The following is a 17543-nucleotide window of genomic DNA, read 5'->3' as shown; positions in this document are numbered from 1 at the left end:
CCTACAACTTGTTGGCGTGGCGTATCACGTCGACGACGTCGGACATCATGCCGGTGAGGTCGTAGTCCTTGGGGGTGTAGACGGCGGCCACGCCGGCGGAGCGGAGCGAGTTGGCGTCGGCTTCGGGGACGATGCCGCCGACGACGACCGGAACGTCTTCCAGGCCGGCCTCGCGGAGGCCTTCGACCACCTGCGGGACCAGTTCCATGTGGGATCCGGACAGGATCGAGAGGCCGACACAGTGGACGTCCTCGGCGACGGCCGCGGCGACGATCTGCTCGGGGGTGAGGCGGATGCCTTGGTAGATGACCTCGAAGCCGACGTCGCGGGCGCGGACCGCGACCTGTTCGGCGCCGTTCGAGTGGCCGTCCAGGCCGGGCTTGCCGACCAGGAAGCGGAGGCGCCCGCCCAGCTCGGAGGACGTGGCGGCGACTTTCTCACGGACCGCGGCGATCTCGGCGCCACCACCAGATACCCCGACGGATCCGGCGACACCGGTCGGTGCGCGGTACTCGCCGTACATCTCCCGCAGTACGCCGGCCCATTCCCCGGTCGTCACGCCGGCGCGAGCGCACTCGAGCGTCACGGGCATCAGATTGTCGGTGGTCTTCGCAGCGGCACGCAGCTTCGCGAGCGCCGCCTCGACCGCCGACGCGTCGCGAAGGCTGCGCCACTTCTGCAGTGACTCCAGCGCAGCCGATTCGGCCGCCGGGTCGACGGTCTGGATCGCGGTGTCGAGGTCGGCGGTCAGCGGCGACGGCTCGGTGTTCTCGAACTTGTTCACCCCGACGACGATCTGCTCGCCGGACTCGATCCGCTGCCGCCGCTCGGCATGCGATCCGACGAGCGCCTGCTTCAGGTATCCGCTCTCGACGGCGGCGACCGCACCGCCCATCGCCTGCACGCGGTCGATCTCCTCCTGCGCGCCGGCGACCAGTTCGTCGACCTTCGCCTCGATCACGTGCGACCCGTCGAAGATGTCGTCGTACTCGAGCAGGTCGGACTCGTACGCCAGCACTTGCTGCATCCGCAGCGACCACTGCTGGTCCCACGGTCGAGGCAACCCGAGCGCCTCGTTCCACGCCGGCAACTGGACCGCCCGTGCGCGCGCGTTCTTCGACAGCGTGACCCCGAGCATCTCGAGGACGATCCGCTGCACGTTGTTCTCCGGCTGCGCCTCGGTCAACCCGAGCGAGTTCACCTGTACGCCGTACCGCAGCCGCCGGGCCTTCGCGTCCGTCACGCCGTACCGCTGCAGCGTCAGCTCGTCCCAGAGCCGGACGAACGCACGCATCTTGCACGTCTCCTCGATGAACCGCACACCGGCGTTCACGAAGAACGAGATCCGCTGCACCACGTCTCCGAACCGCTCCGGCGCGACCTGCCCGCCGTCCCGCACCCGGTCGAGTACGGCGATCGCCGTCGACAGTGCGAACGCCAGCTCCTGCACGGGCGTCGCGCCGGCCTCCTGCAGGTGGTAGCTGCAGATGTTGATCGGGTTCCACTTCGGCATGGTGGCGACCGTGTACGCGATCAGGTCGGTCGTCAGCCGCAGCGACGCGTCCGGCGGGAACGCGTACGTCCCGCGCGACAGGTACTCCTTGACGATGTCGTTCTGCGTGGTCCCGGTCAGCTCGTCCGGCAGTGCACCCTGCTCCTGCGCGGCCACCTGGTAGAGCGCGAGCAGCCACATCGCGGTCGCGTTGATCGTCATCGACGTGTTCATCTGCGCGAGCGGGATCTGGTCGAACAACGCCCGTACGTCGCCCAGGTGCGCGACCGGTACGCCGACCTTCCCGACCTCACCCTTCGCGAGCGGGTGGTCCGCGTCGTACCCGGTCTGGGTCGGCAGGTCGAACGCGACCGACAGCCCGGTCTGGCCCTTCGCGAGGTTCCGCCGGAACAGCGTGTTGGACTCCGCCGCGGACGAGTGGCCCGCGTACGTCCGCATCACCCAGGGTCGATCCTTGTCGGTCGCCATGTACCCGAGAGTAGGACTCTGTGCCCTTGTGAGTCGCCACCTCGTGACTGGTGTCACCAGGGGCGTGGATCACACTCACGCACTGATGGGCAGGGGTGTTCTCTCGACATTGAGGACGCGGTGCAGGCGGGTGACCGCGAGGATGCGGACGACCGACGGCATCGGGTGCCAGAGGACCAGTTGCCGGCCGAGCGTCTGGGTGCGGCGGTGGGTGGCGACCAGGAGGCCGAGGCCGGTCGCATCGACCGCGTCGACCTCTTCCAGGTCGACGATCACGTCGCCGTCGGAGGCGTCGATCAGGTCGTTGAGAGTTTGACGGACGTCGCCGACAGTGCGCACGTCCAGGATGCCGGTCAGGTGTACGACGTTGTCAGGCTTGCTGTGGGTCGGTGCGAGCATGTCCGTGCCCTCCCGCTCTTCCGGCGGCCCCCGAGTTGATCGGCCGCGTGGCAGCGTCTGTGATGGTAAAGACTCCCCGGAGACACGGAAGGTTGCCAAGAGCTCAGGATCTTTTGTTTCGCGAGACAATGGTGTCCGTGTTCGCCGAGGATTACTTCCTGTTCCCGGTGGTGGCCATCGCCCTGGCCGGTCTGATGGTACTGCTGTGCCGCTGGGCCTTCTCGAAGGCGAAGGGCGGGTCGCTCGTACGCCGGGTCGACCATCGCCCGGCCGACCGGGACGCCTTCGGCCTGCTCATCGACATCCGCACCGTGCCGAACTACAACGACGCCCGCGTCCTGGTCAGCCGCCTGAGGGACTTCGGCATCAAGGCCACCGCGGCCCGCACCACCGACGGCTGGACGGTCTATGTCTGGCCGAAGGACGAGGCCGCCGCCCGCGGTCTGCTGGAAACTCCTTGAGCACCTTGTCCTCCTGAGAGCGGTCTCAGGCGTCACTCCACCATGACGTCAGAAGCTGGGCTCGCGTTTCCGTGGCGCGACGTCGCACCCGCACAGACGGACGACGGATGGGTGCTGGAGGCGTCGGTACGCGAGCCCGAGCGATTCGCGGTGATCTTCGACCGGTACTTCGGTCAGGTGCACGGGTACGTCGCCCGGCGGCTGGGGACCGATGTCGCCGACGATCTGGCGGCGGAGACGTTCCTGATCGCGTTCCGGCAGCGGGACCGGTTCGACCGGCGAAGCGGGGTTGTACGGGCGTGGTTGTACGGGATCGCGACCAACCTGATCCGGCGGCATCGGCGTGACGAGGTACGGGCGTGGCGGGCCGCCGCGAAGCTGCCGGCGCCAGTACCTGCAGGAGCGCACGAGGACCGGGTGGCCGCCCAGGTGACGGCACAAGGCGCCTCTCGTGAGCTTGCGGCCGCGTTGGCGAACCTGAACGCGAAGGACCGGGAAGTCCTCTTGCTGGTGGCGCTAGGACAGTTGACGTACGACGAGGTGGCAGACGCGCTCGGGATCGCGTACGGGACAGTGTGCTCACGGCTGTCGCGTGCCCGCCGGGCGGTTCGGGCAGGGGCGCTGGTGCTGGGCCGGGACGGGCAGGAGGGTGCGGTGCCGGTTGGGCCTGCGACTACTACTGCGCCGCGGTTGACGGCTGCGGCCGAGGTGTTGATAGCGCTCGCCGTACGGCAGGAGAAGGACGAGAAGGTGTCGGGCAAGTACTTCCGTGTGCGGAGCCTGCAGCTCACGACGGGGAAGTACGCGCGCCGATCGATTACCGAGAGCTGGATGCCGATGAAGCCGGGCGTCGCGTCCTGGTTCGGCTGGGTGGATCTGAACGACAGGGGTTCAGTACCTGTGGTGAACAAGATGTCGTTCCGCGACGTCCCGCCCGGGTACTACCTGACCGGTGACAAGCCGCTGAGCGCGAAGCAGATCGCTGCCCTGCCGACCGATCCAGCAGCGCTCCGCAGGGCCCTCCTGACGCCAGGACTGAGCTCAGCCGACCAGGACTTCGCTGTCTTCTCAGCAGCCGGACGACTCCTGTTCGAGATGCCGTCGCCACCGAAGCTCCGCGGCGCCGCACTGCGGGTACTGGCTGCGCTACCAGGCACTCAGATCCGCACCGGTGCCAAGGACCCCATCGGCCGCACCGGTACCGAGGTCAGCACCACCACGAGCCACATCAGGCCCGGCACCACGAGCTTTGGAACCGCGGTGACCTACATCATCGACCCCGCCAGCGGCCGCCTGCTCAGCTCCACGGTCCGCGGACTCAAGACGGGCTCGACGGTCGTGCTGGAGTCCGGCTGGACCGACGACAAGCCGACACCGCCCTCTACTGCCGTCCGCTAACCGGCACTTTGGTGTGGGTCTAGGGTCGGGGTATGGGGACTCTGCTCGAGCTGGACCTGACCCGCGGCGTACTCGAGACGCCGCCCGCTTCGCCTGTGGCGGCGTTCCGTGCGCGCCACCTGCCGACACTGCGCGAGCTGGTGGGCGCGCTGCGGAAGGGGGCCCGTGACGACGGTGTGGTCGGCGTAGTGGCCCACATCGGCGGCAACCGGCTGTCACTCGCCCAGGTGCAGGAGCTGCGTGAGGCGGTGGCGGACTTCCGTACGTCGGGCAAGGCGGCCGTCGCGTGGACCGAGTCGTTCGGCGAGACCGGACAGGGCACCGTGCCGTACTACCTGGCGACGGCGTTCGACGAGATCTGGCTGCAGCCGTCCGGCGACCTGGCCATCACCGGTGTGTCCGTGCAGGCGGTCTTCGTCCGCGGCGCGCTCGACAAGGCCGGTGTGATCCCCCAGTTCGGCAAGCGGCGTGAGTACAAGACCGCTGCGGACACGTTCACCGAGCGGGAGATGACCGCGCCCGCTCGCGAGATGGCGTCGCGGCTCGCGGAGTCGGCGTACGAGCAGATCGTCGAGGGCATCGCCGTGCGGCGGCGTCTGGACAGTGCACGGGTCCGAGAGCTCGTCGACAGTGCGCCACTGCCCGCACAGGACGGCCTGGACGCCGGATTGGTCGATCGCCTCGGCTACCGGTCGGACGTGTACGACGAGCTCGAGAAGGAGCTCCAGTACGACGACAGGCTGCTGGCCGAGCGGTACATCCGGCGTGGTCCGCGGACGCTCGACGAGGTACGCAAGAACCTCCCGTGGCCGCAGAAGCCGCTGGTGGCAGTTGTCCGCGTGACAGGTGGCATCTCGGTCGGCCGCAACTCCAACAGCCCGATGGGTGGTCCTGGCTCTGGCTCCGACACGGTCGGAGCCGCACTGCGGGCTGTGTCGGACAACGAACGCGTCAAGGCAGTAGTGCTGCGAGTCGACAGCCCAGGTGGTTCGTACGTCGCCTCGGACGCGATCCGCAACGAGGTACTGCGGCTGCGCTCAACGGGACGACCCGTGATTGCGTCAATGGGCGGTGTGGCCGCATCCGGTGGATACTTCGTCGCGATGCCGGCCGACGTGATCGTCGCGCAGCCCGGCACGATCACCGGGTCGATCGGAGTCCTCACCGGCAAGGGCGTCGTACGTGATGCGCTGGGGCGGATCGGCATCTCCCGCGAGGCCGTGTCCGAGGGCGCGAACGCACAGATGTACTCGGCGCAGGAGGAGTTCACCGACGAGCAGTGGGCGCGGTTGGAGGAGACACTCGACCGCATCTACAAGGACTTCGTCGCCAAGGCCGCACAGGATCGCGGCCTGCCCGAGGAGCAGCTGGAGTCGCTCGCCCGCGGACGGGTCTGGACCGGTGCCGACGCGCACAGCCACAAACTGGTCGACGAGCTGGGCGGCTTCCAGCACGCGCTGACGCTCGCCTGCAACCGGGCCGGTCTGGACCGCGACGAGATCGCCGTGACCGCCGTACCGCACCGCAACCTGCTCAGTCAGCTGAAGGCGCCTACGACGACCGATGATCTGGCTGTCAGTGCGGCGCCGTTGACGCTCGACGGCCTGACCACCGGTCTCTACAGTGCGCTGGGTTTGCCGCCGGCCGGCGTACTCCGGATGCCCTTCAGCTGGGAGATCAACTAACTAACCGCGCTCGCCGCCCGGGACCCAGAGGACGTCGCCGCCGGAGGACAGGTTCGCGACGCGGCCGAGGATGAAGAGCAGGTCGGACAGCCGGTTCAGGTACGTGATCGCAAGCAGGTTGACCGACGGGCCGTGCGCCTCGACGGCGGCCCAGCCGGCCCGCTCGGAGCGGCGGACGACCGCGCGGGCGACGTTCAGGTACGCCGCGCCCTCGGTGCCACCGGGCAAGATGAACGAGCGGAGCTTGGTCAAACGACTGTTGTAGTCGTCGCACCAGCCCTCGAGCCGGTCGATGTAGTCCTGGGTGATGCGCAGGGTCGGATACTCCGGATCGGGCGCGATCGGGTTGCACAGGTCCGCGCCGACGTCGAACAGGTCGTTCTGGACGTGGGTCAGCAGGACCACGAGCGCAGTGTTCAGGTGCCCGGCCGCGATGGCCACGCCGATCGCGGAGTTCGCCTCGTCCACCTCGCCGTACGCCGCCAGCCGCGGATCCGTCTTCGAGGTGACGGAGTTGTCGCCGAGGCGGGTCTCGCCCGCGTCTCCGGTGCGGGTGTAGATCCGCGTCAAGTTCACAGCCATGCCAGGACTCTACGCAAAGCCTCGGGCGGTCAAACGCTACAGTCGACCGGTGGAACGGTTTCGGATCGCGGGTGAGGCACGGCTCGACGGCACTGTCGAGGTGGCCGGAGCGAAGAACAGTGTGCTCAAGCTGATGGCGGCAGCGCTGCTGGCAGAGGGTACGACGACGCTGCGGCAGGTGCCGGGCATTCTCGACGTCACGTTCATGGCGCAACTCCTGGACACCCTCGGGTGCGAGGTGACCGTCGACGCGGAGCAGCGGCTCGCGACGATCGCCGTACCGGGCACGATCGGGCACCAGTGCGACTACGACCTGGTCCGCAAGCTGCGCGCGTCGATCTCGGTGCTCGGTCCGCTGCTGGCCCGCTGCGGTCAGGCGGAGGTCGCGCTGCCGGGCGGCGACAACATCGGTTCCCGCGGCCTGAACATGCACGTCGCGGGCCTGGAGTCGATGGGCGCGAAGGTGCACATCGAGCACGGCTTCGTGATCGCCGAGGCCCCGCAGGGGCTGCACGGCGCCGAGGTCTGGCTGGACTTCCCGAGCGTCGGCGCGACCGAGACGATCATGATGGCGGCCGTGCTCGCGCGCGGCACGACGATCATCGAGAACGCCGCCCGCGAGCCGGAGATCCAGGACATCGCGGCGATGCTGGTCGAGATGGGCGCGCAGATCGACGGTGCCGGCTCGCCGCGGATCGAGGTCACCGGCGTGAGCGGCCTGCTCAAGCCGGTCGACCACGTTGTCGTCCCGGACCGGATCGTGTCCGGCAGCTGGGCGTTCGCGGCCGCCATCACCAAGGGTGACATCACGATTACCAACGGGCACGCGGAACACCTCGAGCTGCCGCTCGACAAGCTGCACAAGGCCGGCGCGGAGATCACCGTGCTGAACCCCGGCTTCCGGGTCCGGATGCACGACCGGCCGAAGCCGGTGGACGTGGTCACGCTCCCCTACCCCGGGTTCGCCACCGACCTGCAGGCGTTCGTGATCGCGCTGAACGCGATCAGCGACGGCGCGGCGATGGTCACCGAGAACCTGTTCGAGGGCCGGTTCACGTTCGCGCAGGAGCTGACCCGGCTGGGTGCGCAGATCCAGACCGACGGGCATCACGCCGTGGTTCGCGGCGTACCGCGGCTCTCCGGCGCTCCGGTGGTCGCCTCCGACATCCGCGCGGGCGCGGCGCTGGTGCTGGCCGGTCTCGCCGCCGAGGGCGAGACGCTCGTGTCCGCCGCCCACCACGTACACCGCGGCTACACCGACTTCGCCGGCAACCTCCGCCGCCTCGGCGCGGACGTCGTGGTCGAGCCGGACGATGCGGAGATGTACTGGAGCTAATAGGGTCTCCGTATGACTGAGCGTGTGGTGAAGCCGGTTGGGCGGGGATTCCTGTTTCTCGATTCGCATCCTGCGGGGTGTGCGCGGGTGGTGCGGGAGATGGCGGCGGAGGTCGAGCGTCGTACGCCGGAGCGCCGTACGGCGCTTGTGATCGGGTCGAGTTCGGGCTACGGGCTCGCGACCACGATCGCCGGCCTCGCGCGGTACGGGATCGACGGCATCGGCATCTGCTTCGAGAAGGCTCCGACGGCACGACGTACGGCGACCGCCGGGTGGTACCGCACCGCGGAGACCGCCGCGCTCGCCGCCGAACTCGGCCGCTCGTGGAGCTTCGTGAACGCGGACGCCTTCGCGGACACCACCAAGGACGAAGTACTCGACCTGGTCGCCGAGCAGCTCGGCGGGATCGACCACCTCGTCTACAGCGTCGCCGCACCGCGCCGCACGGACCCGCGCACCGGCGAGACGTACCAGTCGGTGCTGAAGGCCATCGGTGCCGAGCACACAACGAAGAGCCTCGCGTTCGACGACGGTGCGCCGGTGCTTCAGGAGGTCGGCATCGAGGTCGCGAACGACGACGAGATCGCGCAGACCGTGAAGGTGATGGGCGGCGAGGACTGGACCCGGTGGATCACCGCGCTCCAGGACCGCGACCTGCTCAAGCCCGGCTTCAACACCGTCGCCCTCACCTACATCGGCTCCGAGCTGACCGGTCCGCTCTACCGCCAGGGCTCGATCGGCGCGGCCAAGGCGGACCTGGAGCAGACCGCGCTGAAGCTTGCCGCGGACGGGGTGACCGCGATGACGTCGGTCAACGGCGCCGCCGTCACGCAGGCGTCGTCCGCGATCCCGGGCATCGGCCTGTACGTCAGCCTCCTCCACAAGGTGACCGGCCTGCAGACGCCGGTCGAGCAGTCGATCGCGCTGTGGGACCAGCTCACCGGCGAGTCCCCGCTCGACCTGGACGACGAGGGCCGCATCCGGCTCGACCGCTGGGAACTCAACGACGACGTACAGTCCGCCGTCCGCACACAGTGGGAGTCGGCGACCCAGGACAACATCGCCGACGTCGCCGACGCCGCGTGGTTCCTGACCGAGGTACGCCGCCTGTACGGCTTCGACGTACCGGACGTGGACTACGCCGCTGAGACCGAAGTCGACGTGGAGTGGCCTACAAAGGCTTGAAAGACACCATTTCAAGAACTAGTTCGCCGGCCTCGTCGGAGGCGTTGAGGTCGACGCTGGCGGTGATGCGCCAGTCGTGGTTGCCTTCGGGGTCGTCGATGATTTGCTGGACTTCCCAGTAGCCGGGGTGCTCCTCGACCATGAAGAGGGCGGGGCCGCGGGCGGCGGGGCCGGTGCCTACGACGTCGTGCTCGGCGTAGTACGCCGTACCGGCCTCGGCCCAGCGGCCCGCGTCCCAGCCGGCTGCGTTGTCTAGCTGCCCGAGTTCGGCCCAGCGGTGCAGGGCGAGTAGCTCGACGCGGCGGAACATGGCGTTGCGGACGAGGACGCGGAAAGCCCTGGTGTTCAAGGTGATCCGGCGCGGACCCGCTGGGACCACCTCGGCCTGCGGGACGTCGGTGGGGTTGGTCAGCTCCTCCCACTCGTCGAGCAGGCTGGAGTCGGTCTGGCGGACCACCTCACCGAGCCACTCGATCAGGTCGGTGAGATCCTCGTTCACCTTGTCCGGCGGGACTGTCTGCCGCAGCGCCTTGTACGCGTCGCTCAGGTAGCGAAGGACGATGCCCTCCGAGCGCGCGAGGCCGTAGTACTGGATGAACTCGCCGAACGTCATCGCCCGCTCGAACATGTCCCGTACGACGGACTTCGGCGACAGCCCGGCCTCGGCGACCCACGGGTGCGTCTGCCGGTACATCTCCAAGGTTGCCTCGAGCAACTCTTCGAGCGGTTTCGGCCAGCTGATCTCGTCGAGCAGCTCCATCCGCTCCTCGTACTCGATGCCGTCGGCCTTCATCCCTTGCACGGCCTCACCCTTGGCGTGGTGCAGCTGCGCCATCAGGATCGCGCGCGGATCCTCCAGCGTCGCCTCGACCACCGACACCACGTCCAGCGCGTACACCGGGTCCTCGGGGTCGAGCAGGTCCAGCGCGGCCAGCGCGAAGGTGGACAGCGGCTGGTTCAGGCTGAAGTCCTTCTGCAGGTCCACGGTCAGCCGCAGCGACCGGCCGTTCTCGTCCGGCTCGTCGAGGCGCTCGACGACACCGGCGGTGAGCAGCGTCCGGTAGATCTGGATCGCGCGGCGGATCAGCCGGATCTGTGCCCGGGAGTCCTCGTGGTTGTCCTGCAGCAGGTGCCGCATGCTCGCGAACGCGTCGCCGTCGCGGGCGATCACGTTCAGCAGCATCGCGTGACTGACCCGCATCCGCGACTGCAGCGGCTCGGGGTCGGCGGCGACGAGCCGGTCGAAGGTGTCCTCACCCCAGGTGACGAACCCCTCCGGCGGCTTCTTGCGCTGGACCCGGCGCTGCTTCTTCGGGTCGTCGCCGGCCTTCGCGAGCAACCGGACGTTCTCCACGACGTGGTCCGGCGCCTGGACGACGACGGTTCCGGACGTGTCGTACCCGGCCCGGCCGGCGCGGCCGGCGATCTGGTGGAACTCGCGTGCCTTGAGGATCCGCTGCCGACGTCCGTCGTACTTGCTCAGAGCGGTCAGCAGGACGGTGCGGATCGGCACATTGATGCCGACACCGAGGGTGTCGGTGCCGCAGATGACCTTCAGCAACCCCGCCTGCGCCAGCTGCTCGACCAGCCGCCGGTACTTCGGCAGCATGCCGGCGTGGTGGACCCCGATCCCATGCATGATCAGCCGCTGCAGCGTCCTGCCGAAGCCCGGGCTGAAGCGGAAGTGCCCGATCAGCTCCTTGATCTTGTCCTTCTCTTCCTTCGTGCAGACGTTGATGCTGGTCAGCGCCTGGGCGCGTTCCAGGGCAGCGGCCTGCGTGAAGTGCACGACGTACACCGGGGCCTGGTGCGTCACCAGGAGCTCGGCGAGCGTCTCGTGCAGCGGCGTGGTGACGTACTTGTAGATGAGCGGGACCGGGCGCTCGCCGGACGCGACGATCGCTGTCGCACGGCCGGTACGGCGGGACAGGTCGATCTTGAACCGCTCGACGTCACCGAGGGTCGCGGACATCAGCACGAACTGCGCCTTCGGGAGCTCGAGCAGCGGCACCTGCCACGCCCAGCCGCGATCCGGCTCGGAGTAGAAGTGGAACTCGTCCATCACCACCTGGCCGACGTCCGCGTCCGCCCCTTCGCGCAGGGCGATGTTCGCCAGGACCTCCGCCGTACAGCAGATGATCGGCGCGCCCGCGTTGACGGAGGCGTCGCCGGTCAGCATGCCGACCTTCTCCGCGCCGAACACGTCACACAGCGCGAAGAACTTCTCCGACACCAGCGCCTTGATCGGCGCCGTGTAGAACGTCCGCTGCCCGTTCGCCAGCGCCGCGAAGTGCGCGCCGGTCGCCACCAGACTCTTCCCCGAGCCGGTCGGCGTCGACAGGATCACGTTCGATCCCGTCATCACCTCGATCAACGCCTCTTCCTGAGCCGGGTACAGCGAGATCTCCTGCTCCCCCACCCACCCCTGAAAGGCATCGAACAGGTCATCAGGCCCAGTAGTCCCCGGCAACATCTCGGTCAGCGTCATCATTACCCATTGTCCCTGACCAGCCAATCCACCCGCCGCCCGGGATATCTACCGTTCGGCTCGCGGTGCGGACCGTTCGGCGATGAAATCTGTGCAAACGATTGCAAGCATGTCTATTCGGGGGTGACTTGATGGGCATGAACCTTTCGTGGCGCCGGATGGGCGCGAGTTTGCTGGTGACGGCGGTGGGTGCGGCGGGTCTGGTGGCGGCCGCACCGGACGATGCGGCGACGACCGGAGGTGGAGGTGGGCTGGTTACGACGTGGGGTGCGGCGGACGATATCGCCGGTGGGTCGTTGAGTGACATGACGGTGCGGAACGTGCTGCGGACGTCGGTGGGCGGGAAGGACCTGCGGATCCGGATCTCCAACGCGAACGGAGATCAGCCGTTGGTGTCGGACTCGGTGTACGTCGGGCGGCAGGACAGCGGCGCGAGTGTGGTGCCGGGGTCGAGCCGGCGGTTGACGTTCAGTGGCAGTACGACGGTGACGATCCCGCCCGGTGCGATGGCGATCAGCGACCCGCTGCCCGGTGTGGTGCCGGCGCTGACGAGCCTGACGGTCAGCCTGCATGTGGTCGGGACGACGGGCGTGATCACCGCGCACAACCGGGCGATGCAGCACAGCTACAAGTCGACATCCGGCGATCACGCGGCCGACGAGTCGAGTACGGCGTACCAGACGGAATCCTCGGCGTGGTTCTTCCTGAACGCCGCGATCGTCGAGGCGACGCGGGACGTGGCGACGGTCGCGACGCTCGGCGACTCGATCACGTCGTCGGTCGGTACGACGATCGACACCAATCGGCGGTGGCCGGACATCCTCGCGGCCAGGTACGCGCGACTGCCGGAGCCGGCGCGGCTGGCGATCTCGAACGAGGGCATCTCGGGGAACCGGGTGCTCGGCGGGGTCGCGAAGGCGGGCAGTGCCGGGGCGAGCGCGCTGGCCCGGCTGGACAAGGACGTGCTGACGAAGCCCGGCGTACGGACGGTGCTGGTGCTGGAGGGGATCAACGACATCTACGCCGGGGCGACCACCGAGCAGTTGGTCGCCGGGTACCGGCAGTTGATCGCACGGGTGCACGCGTCCGGACGCTGCATCGTCGGCGGGACGTTGACGCCGATGGGCAGCTCGTTCGTGTACACACCGGAGAAGGAGGCGATCCGGCAGGCGGTGAACACGTTCATCCGCACGAGCGGTGAGTTCGACGGCGTGGCCGACTTCGACGCGGCAACCCGCGACCCGGCAGACCCGTCCCGGCTTGCAGCGGCGTACGACGGCGGCGACGGCCTGCACCCGAACGACGCCGGCAACCAGGCGATGGGCGACGCGCCGAACCTCGACTCCCTCCGCTGCGGCTGACAGGCAACCGCCGTACGCATCGCTTCGCGGGCGGTGCGTACGGCGGTTGTTGCCTCCGGCTACTTCCGGCCCTGGGCGGCCATTGCTTCTTCGTACTCGTGACGGATCGCGTCGCCGGTCGACTTACGCCAGTTGGCCACCGCCTTGTCCCAGTCCGACAGATCGGAGCGGCCGAGCTGGATCTCCTTGACCAGCGAGTCGAAGTCCTTGTCGGCGACCTTTCCCTTCGTCGAGTCGGTCGAGGAGTAGAGCCCGTACGTCGGCTGCAGGATCGCGGTCGGCAGGATCGCCTTGAGGTGGTTGTACGCGACATCGACCGCCTCGGGATGACCCGGGAAGTAGACCGGATATCCACCGTCGGCGAGGTACTGGATCGGGAACTCCCCGAGGCAGACCTCACTGCTGCCGTCCTTGGTCAGGACCGGGTCGGTGCCCTTCAGGGTGTAGTGCCGCCCGGGCAGGCCGAACTTGCGGAACAGGTACTCCTCGGTGCCGAACGGCGCGGCCATCCAGTTCAGCACCCGCAACAGCATCTTGGTCCGCTCCGGCGAGCTGGGCCTGATCGCCGAGATCGAGTTGTTCGGCGAACCCAGCAGGAACCGGCCGACCTTCCCGGCGCTGTCCCGGACGACCGGCAGCGAGATGGCGAAGTTCTTCGTCACCGCGCGGCGGTAGAAGCTCTGGATGGACGAATAGGTGTCCTGCGTCATCACCGCCGACCCCTGACTGAACCACACCTTCTGGTTGTTCTTCGCCACGCCGTCGGGATGGATCAGCCCGTCGGCCTGCATCTTCGCGGTGATCGCGAGCATCTCCTTGTGCTCCGGGAGCTCCCGGCTGTGCACCAGGCGGCCGTCGCGAACCTCCCAGAAGTTCGGCAACCCCAGCATCGCGCTCACCGCCGCCTGAGGTGGGACCGCGAACGCCCAGCGGTTCTTCTTCTGGTCCGTGACCGCCTTGGCCACCGCGTTCAGCTCGTCGATGGTAGGTGAGCCGAGCTCGACGCCGAACTGGTCGAGGAGGTCCTGCCGCGCCAGCAGCAAGGTGGACGACATGACGCCGCGCTGGATCGGGACTGCCCGGATGCCGCCGGAGAACACGCAACCGCGCCAGGAGTCGGGTGACAGGTTGGCCAGGAACGGGTACTCCAGGATCGCGTCGCCGGACAGGTACTCGGTCAGGTCCTGGGCCCGGGCCTCGAGGAACTGGGGCAGATAGGAGAACTTGCCGTCGACGTTGAACAGATCACCCAGCGTGTCTCCGGCCACCGACGTCGCGAACTTGTTGGTGAAATCGGAGCCGGTGGCCGAGGTGATCGTCAGCGACAGCGGCGAACCGATTCTCCGGTTCAGCTCCTGCCAGTACAGGTTGCGATCGGCGGTCGGCGGAATCGGGTTCGACGTCGGCACCGAACCGGACAGGTCGCTGCCATCGGCCGGTGCGCCGTCGGTGACCTTTGCCGGGTGCTCCGGGAAGCGGTAGAAGCAGTCCGGCATCAGCGGATGGCTGCGTGGCAGGTCCGGTTTCGGGCCGTCGAAGCGTTTGTACGTCGGGAGCGCGACCGGCTTGTTCAACGCCGCGATATCCGTCGACCTGGTCACGGTGGAGCAGCCACTCAGGCCGACGGCCGCGGCGGCCAGCGATCCACCGAGGAGCGTTCTTCTGCTGATCCCGGTCATCCCTTCACCGCCCCGGTCAGCATGCCCTTGGCGAAGTGCCGTTGCAGGAACGGGTACACGATCAGGATCGGCACCAGCGATACCACCAGGATCGCCATCTGGATCGATTCCTGCGGCGGCAACTGGTCGGCCGACGCGCCGCCGAGATCACCGCTGCTCAGCTCGGTGTTGTTGATGACGTACGTCCTTAAGACCAGCTGCAGCGGCCATTTCGCGGTGTCGTTGATGTAGAGCATCGCGTTGAAGAACGCGTTCCAGTACCCGACCGCGTAGAACAACCCGACGACCGCCAGCACCGCCTTCGACAGCGGCAGCACGATCGACCAGAAGATCCGGAAGTCGCCGGCGCCGTCGATCCGGGCCGAGTCGAGCACCGAGTCCGGGATGCCCATGAAGAACGAGCGCAGCACAATCACGTTGAACCCGCTGATCGCCGTCGGCAGGATCAGCGCCAGCAACGAGTCGAGCAGCCCGAACTCCTTCACCACCAGGTAGTTCGGGATCAGGCCCGGGCTGAACAACAGGCTGAACAGCACGATCATCAGGATCGGTCGCTGCCCGAAGGAACCCGGTCGGCTGAGCGAGTACGCGAGCATCGTGGAGCCGGCCAGGCTGATCAGCGTGCCGAAGGTGGCGATCACGACGCTGATCAGCAGCGCCCGCTGCACCACGCCGCCGTTGAAGATCGCCTTGTACGCGTCCAGGTTGAGCCCGTCCGGCCAGAGGACGAACCCACCAGAGTTCGTCACATGCTGCTGACTGGCGATGCTGGTCGCGACCACGCCGATGAACGGGATGATGACGACCGCACAGCAGACCAGCAGTACGACGCCCTTCACCGCCCGCGTCGGCATCCCGGGACCGTCGTCGATCCCCTTCTGCACCGTGAGATTGGGTGTTGTCATCTCTTGTACACCCCCGCTTCTCCGAAGATGTGGGCGATCTTGTTGGCGCCGAGCACCAGGGCGACGCCGACCAGGCCCTTCACGAGTCCGACCGCGGCCGAAACGCCCCATTGGCCGGCCAGTACGCCGTTGTTGTAGACGTATGTGTCGAGGACTTCGCTCGCCGGTCTCCCGACCAGGTTCTGCTGCAGGATGATCTGCTCGAACCCGACGGTCAGCGAGTCGCCGAGCCGCAGGATCAGCAGCAGGATGATCAGTCCGCGGATCCCGGGCACCGTGACGTGCCACAACTGCCGCCAGCGGGACGCGCCGTCGACGCGCGCGGCCTCGTACAACCCCGGGTCGATCTGCGTCAGCGCGGCCAGGAACAGGATCGTCCCCCACCCGGTGTCCTTCCAGATCACCTGACTGGTGAGGAGCGCTATGAAGCCGTCCGGGTTGCCGAGGAAGTCGATCGTGCCCATCCCGTGCTCGCGGAGGAAGTTGTTGATCAGGCCGCTGCCGCCGAGGATCTGCTGGAAGATCGCGATCACGATCACCCAGGACAGGAAGTGCGGCAGGTAGAGCACCGACTGCACGACCCGCTTGATCCGCTCGGACAGCAGGCTGTTCAGCAGCAGCGCCAGCGCGATCGGCGCCGGGAACACGAAGATCACCTGGACCAGCGTGATCAGCAGCGTGTTCTTGAGTGCGTTCAGGAACTCCGCGTCGCCGTTGAAGATCACCGCGAAGTTGTCCCACCCGACCCACGCGCTGCGGCCGAGCGGCACGAACGGCAGGTACTCCTGGAACGCGATCAGGTTCCCGAGCAGCGGCAGGTAGTGGAACACCAGCAGCAGCGCCAGCCCGGGCAGGGCCATCAGCAGCAGGATCTTGTCCCGCCGGGCGCGCGCCCACCAGGACAGCGGCTTACCCGCCGAGCGCCCCGAGGATCTACTGTCCGTAACGGTGCCCGGCGGTCCGGAGCCCGTCGGTTTTCCGGCCGTGGTCTGTCGGCTGGGGATTCGTTCTGTTTGAGCCACGCGACACTCCCAGGTCGTAGCCCCCCACAGGTGGAGAGCGCTTTCCCGTTCTCCTTTGTTCGACTGTGTCGCGTCTTGGGGAGTCACGCAGCTTTGGTCGGAGTGTCTTTACTGAAACCGGTCAGCGGGAGGGTGCCAGCGGGTCTCGGCGCCGCCGCGGCGGGCCAGGTGTTCGAGGTGCGCCCGGGCCATCCGGACGGTCTGCAGGTTGATGCCGCCGTACGCTCCCAACTCGGTGCCGATGGCATCGGCCAGGTCACGGACAGTCAGCGAACCCTTGCTACGTAGCAGGCCGATGGTGAGCTCGTCGACGCCGGCGACCCACTCGAGACTCTCCTCGATCAGTTTCCGGCCGGCGGTGGCGTCCATCGCGTCGCCGTGCGACGGGACGAGCGCGTCGAAGTCCAGCTCGAGGAGCCGGGTCAGACCGCTCGTGTACCGGGTGACGTCGGTGTAGAGCGGCGCCAGCCAGAGCTCGCTGTCGAGGTACGGGCGCCCGCGGCCCTGCACGTCGTCGAAGGTGAACAGGGTCCGCGAGGTCTCGTCGAGTACGGCGATGTGCCCGGGACTGTGGCCGCTGGTCGTGATCACCTGCAACGGCCGCTCACCGGGCAGACGGTCCCCGTCGCGCAGCAGGACGTCGATGCGAACTCGCTCGTCGAGCATCTCCAGCAGCTCGGTCCGCTCGGTCTCCGACAGGTCCAGCGCGTCCGGATCCGAGCCCCACAGTTCGGTCAGCAGCCGCTCGTTGTCCTCCAGCCACCCGGCCTCCAACGCGGGCGCCGCGAACCGTGCCCCGCTGTGCTTCCGCAGTACGGCGTTGCCGCCCATGTGATCGGGATGGGCGTGGCTGTTGACGACCAGGGTGAGATCGGACAGCCCCAGCCCGACGTCGGCGAGCTCCGGTGCGGTCGACGACTCGGGCGTGGACGCGATGCCCGCGTCGAGCAGCACCAGCTCGGAGCCGGCGTCGATCACGTGCAGCCAGAGCGGCAGTCCACACACGTGCGGGTAGTCGGTCGCCAGCCGGTGGATACCCGGAGCGATCTCTTCAGCCACAA

Annotated in this window: 14 protein-coding genes; 6 read left to right on the top strand and 8 right to left on the bottom strand. The window is 68.0% G+C overall.

What is annotated here, in order from left to right; genetic code table 11:
- Position 1: 1 nt before the first annotated feature.
- Positions 2-1981: a protein meaA gene (locus EV649_RS31975; RefSeq protein ID WP_130387383.1), complete on the bottom strand. Its 1980-nt coding sequence runs from the start codon at positions 1979-1981 to the stop codon at positions 2-4.
- 75 nt (positions 1982-2056) lie between these two features.
- Positions 2057-2380, bottom strand: coding sequence for an STAS domain-containing protein (locus EV649_RS31970; RefSeq protein ID WP_130387382.1), 324 nt, complete (start codon positions 2378-2380; stop codon positions 2057-2059).
- A 128-nt stretch (positions 2381-2508) separates the two neighbouring features.
- Here EV649_RS31970 and EV649_RS31965 point away from each other — a divergent pair, with 128 nt between their 5' ends.
- From EV649_RS31965 to sppA, 3 genes are read left to right on the top strand one after another with little or no spacing between them, the layout of a single operon-like run.
- Positions 2509-2841, top strand: a complete 333-nt coding sequence (locus EV649_RS31965; RefSeq protein ID WP_130387769.1) for a hypothetical protein — start codon at positions 2509-2511, stop codon at positions 2839-2841.
- Between the two features lie 42 nt (positions 2842-2883).
- Positions 2884-4239 (top strand): CU044_5270 family protein, encoded by a 1356-nt coding sequence (locus EV649_RS41310; protein WP_198682809.1) that lies wholly within the window; start codon positions 2884-2886, stop codon positions 4237-4239.
- 32 nt (positions 4240-4271) lie between these two features.
- Positions 4272-5924: a signal peptide peptidase SppA gene (sppA, locus tag EV649_RS31955; protein WP_130387381.1), complete on the top strand. Its 1653-nt coding sequence runs from the start codon at positions 4272-4274 to the stop codon at positions 5922-5924.
- Here the strand turns inward: sppA and EV649_RS31950 are convergent, their stop codons facing one another.
- The gene (locus tag EV649_RS31950; protein ID WP_130387380.1) at positions 5925-6506 is read right to left on the bottom strand and encodes a cob(I)yrinic acid a,c-diamide adenosyltransferase; all 582 of its coding nucleotides are present in this window, start codon (positions 6504-6506) and stop codon (positions 5925-5927) included.
- 49 nt (positions 6507-6555) lie between these two features.
- On the opposite strand from EV649_RS31950, the gene murA reads away from it, so the two are divergent.
- Positions 6556-7842, top strand: coding sequence for a UDP-N-acetylglucosamine 1-carboxyvinyltransferase (murA, locus tag EV649_RS31945; protein WP_130387379.1), 1287 nt, complete (start codon positions 6556-6558; stop codon positions 7840-7842).
- Between the two features lie 12 nt (positions 7843-7854).
- Entirely contained in the window at positions 7855-9027 is a 1173-nt protein-coding gene (gene fabV, locus EV649_RS31940; RefSeq protein WP_130387378.1) for an enoyl-[acyl-carrier-protein] reductase FabV, read from the top strand.
- Here fabV and EV649_RS31935 read toward each other — a convergent pair.
- A complete protein-coding gene (locus tag EV649_RS31935; protein WP_130387377.1) occupies positions 9014-11515 on the bottom strand; it encodes a DEAD/DEAH box helicase in 2502 nt (833 codons plus the stop codon). The genes fabV and EV649_RS31935 overlap by 14 nt on opposite strands.
- A 137-nt stretch (positions 11516-11652) precedes the next feature.
- Here EV649_RS31935 and EV649_RS31930 point away from each other — a divergent pair, with 137 nt between their 5' ends.
- Positions 11653-12876, top strand: coding sequence for an SGNH/GDSL hydrolase family protein (locus tag EV649_RS31930; protein WP_130387768.1), 1224 nt, complete (start codon positions 11653-11655; stop codon positions 12874-12876).
- A 59-nt stretch (positions 12877-12935) separates the two neighbouring features.
- Here EV649_RS31930 and EV649_RS31925 read toward each other — a convergent pair whose 3' ends face one another.
- The 4 genes from EV649_RS31925 to EV649_RS31910 all read right to left on the bottom strand — a co-directional run bounded on the left by EV649_RS31925 (position 12936) and on the right by EV649_RS31910 (position 17541).
- Positions 12936-14555: an extracellular solute-binding protein gene (locus EV649_RS31925; protein WP_130387376.1), complete on the bottom strand. Its 1620-nt coding sequence runs from the start codon at positions 14553-14555 to the stop codon at positions 12936-12938.
- Complete coding sequence (locus tag EV649_RS31920) at positions 14552-15460, bottom strand: carbohydrate ABC transporter permease (RefSeq protein ID WP_130387375.1); 909 nt, start codon at positions 15458-15460, stop codon at positions 14552-14554. Before EV649_RS31920 ends, EV649_RS31925 begins: the two co-directional genes overlap by 4 nt.
- Positions 15457-16320 carry an ABC transporter permease subunit gene (locus EV649_RS31915; protein ID WP_130387374.1) on the bottom strand — a complete coding sequence of 288 codons (864 nt, stop codon included), beginning with the start codon at positions 16318-16320 and terminating at the stop codon, positions 15457-15459. The genes EV649_RS31920 and EV649_RS31915 overlap by 4 nt, the downstream gene beginning before the upstream one ends.
- 270 nt (positions 16321-16590) lie before the next feature.
- Complete coding sequence (locus tag EV649_RS31910) at positions 16591-17541, bottom strand: MBL fold metallo-hydrolase (RefSeq protein WP_157996358.1); 951 nt, start codon at positions 17539-17541, stop codon at positions 16591-16593.
- Positions 17542-17543 lie beyond the last annotated feature (2 nt).

The sequence above is a fragment of the Kribbella sp. VKM Ac-2569 genome (assembly GCF_004216905.1).
Taxonomy (GTDB): domain Bacteria; phylum Actinomycetota; class Actinomycetes; order Propionibacteriales; family Kribbellaceae; genus Kribbella.
Note: the sequence above shows the minus strand (reverse complement) of the source record. Positions and strands in the feature narration are given on the sequence as shown.

Bases quoted from the DNA above. Each gene is read 5' to 3' on its own strand.
- EV649_RS31975 (WP_130387383.1), bottom strand. From the start codon at position 1,981: ATGGCGACCGACAAGGATCGACCCTGGGTGATGCGGACGTACGCGGGC.
- EV649_RS31970 (WP_130387382.1), bottom strand. From the start codon at position 2,380: ATGCTCGCACCGACCCACAGCAAGCCTGACAACGTCGTACACCTGACC.
- EV649_RS31965 (WP_130387769.1), top strand. From the start codon at position 2,509: ATGGTGTCCGTGTTCGCCGAGGATTACTTCCTGTTCCCGGTGGTGGCC.
- EV649_RS41310 (WP_198682809.1), top strand. From the start codon at position 2,884: ATGACGTCAGAAGCTGGGCTCGCGTTTCCGTGGCGCGACGTCGCACCC.
- sppA (WP_130387381.1), top strand. From the start codon at position 4,272: ATGGGGACTCTGCTCGAGCTGGACCTGACCCGCGGCGTACTCGAGACG.
- EV649_RS31950 (WP_130387380.1), bottom strand. From the start codon at position 6,506: ATGGCTGTGAACTTGACGCGGATCTACACCCGCACCGGAGACGCGGGC.
- fabV (WP_130387378.1), top strand. From the start codon at position 7,855: ATGACTGAGCGTGTGGTGAAGCCGGTTGGGCGGGGATTCCTGTTTCTC.
- EV649_RS31935 (WP_130387377.1), bottom strand. From the start codon at position 11,515: ATGACGCTGACCGAGATGTTGCCGGGGACTACTGGGCCTGATGACCTG.
- EV649_RS31930 (WP_130387768.1), top strand. From the start codon at position 11,653: ATGAACCTTTCGTGGCGCCGGATGGGCGCGAGTTTGCTGGTGACGGCG.
- EV649_RS31925 (WP_130387376.1), bottom strand. From the start codon at position 14,555: ATGACCGGGATCAGCAGAAGAACGCTCCTCGGTGGATCGCTGGCCGCC.
- EV649_RS31920 (WP_130387375.1), bottom strand. From the start codon at position 15,460: ATGACAACACCCAATCTCACGGTGCAGAAGGGGATCGACGACGGTCCC.
- EV649_RS31915 (WP_130387374.1), bottom strand. From the start codon at position 16,320: ATGGCCCTGCCCGGGCTGGCGCTGCTGCTGGTGTTCCACTACCTGCCG.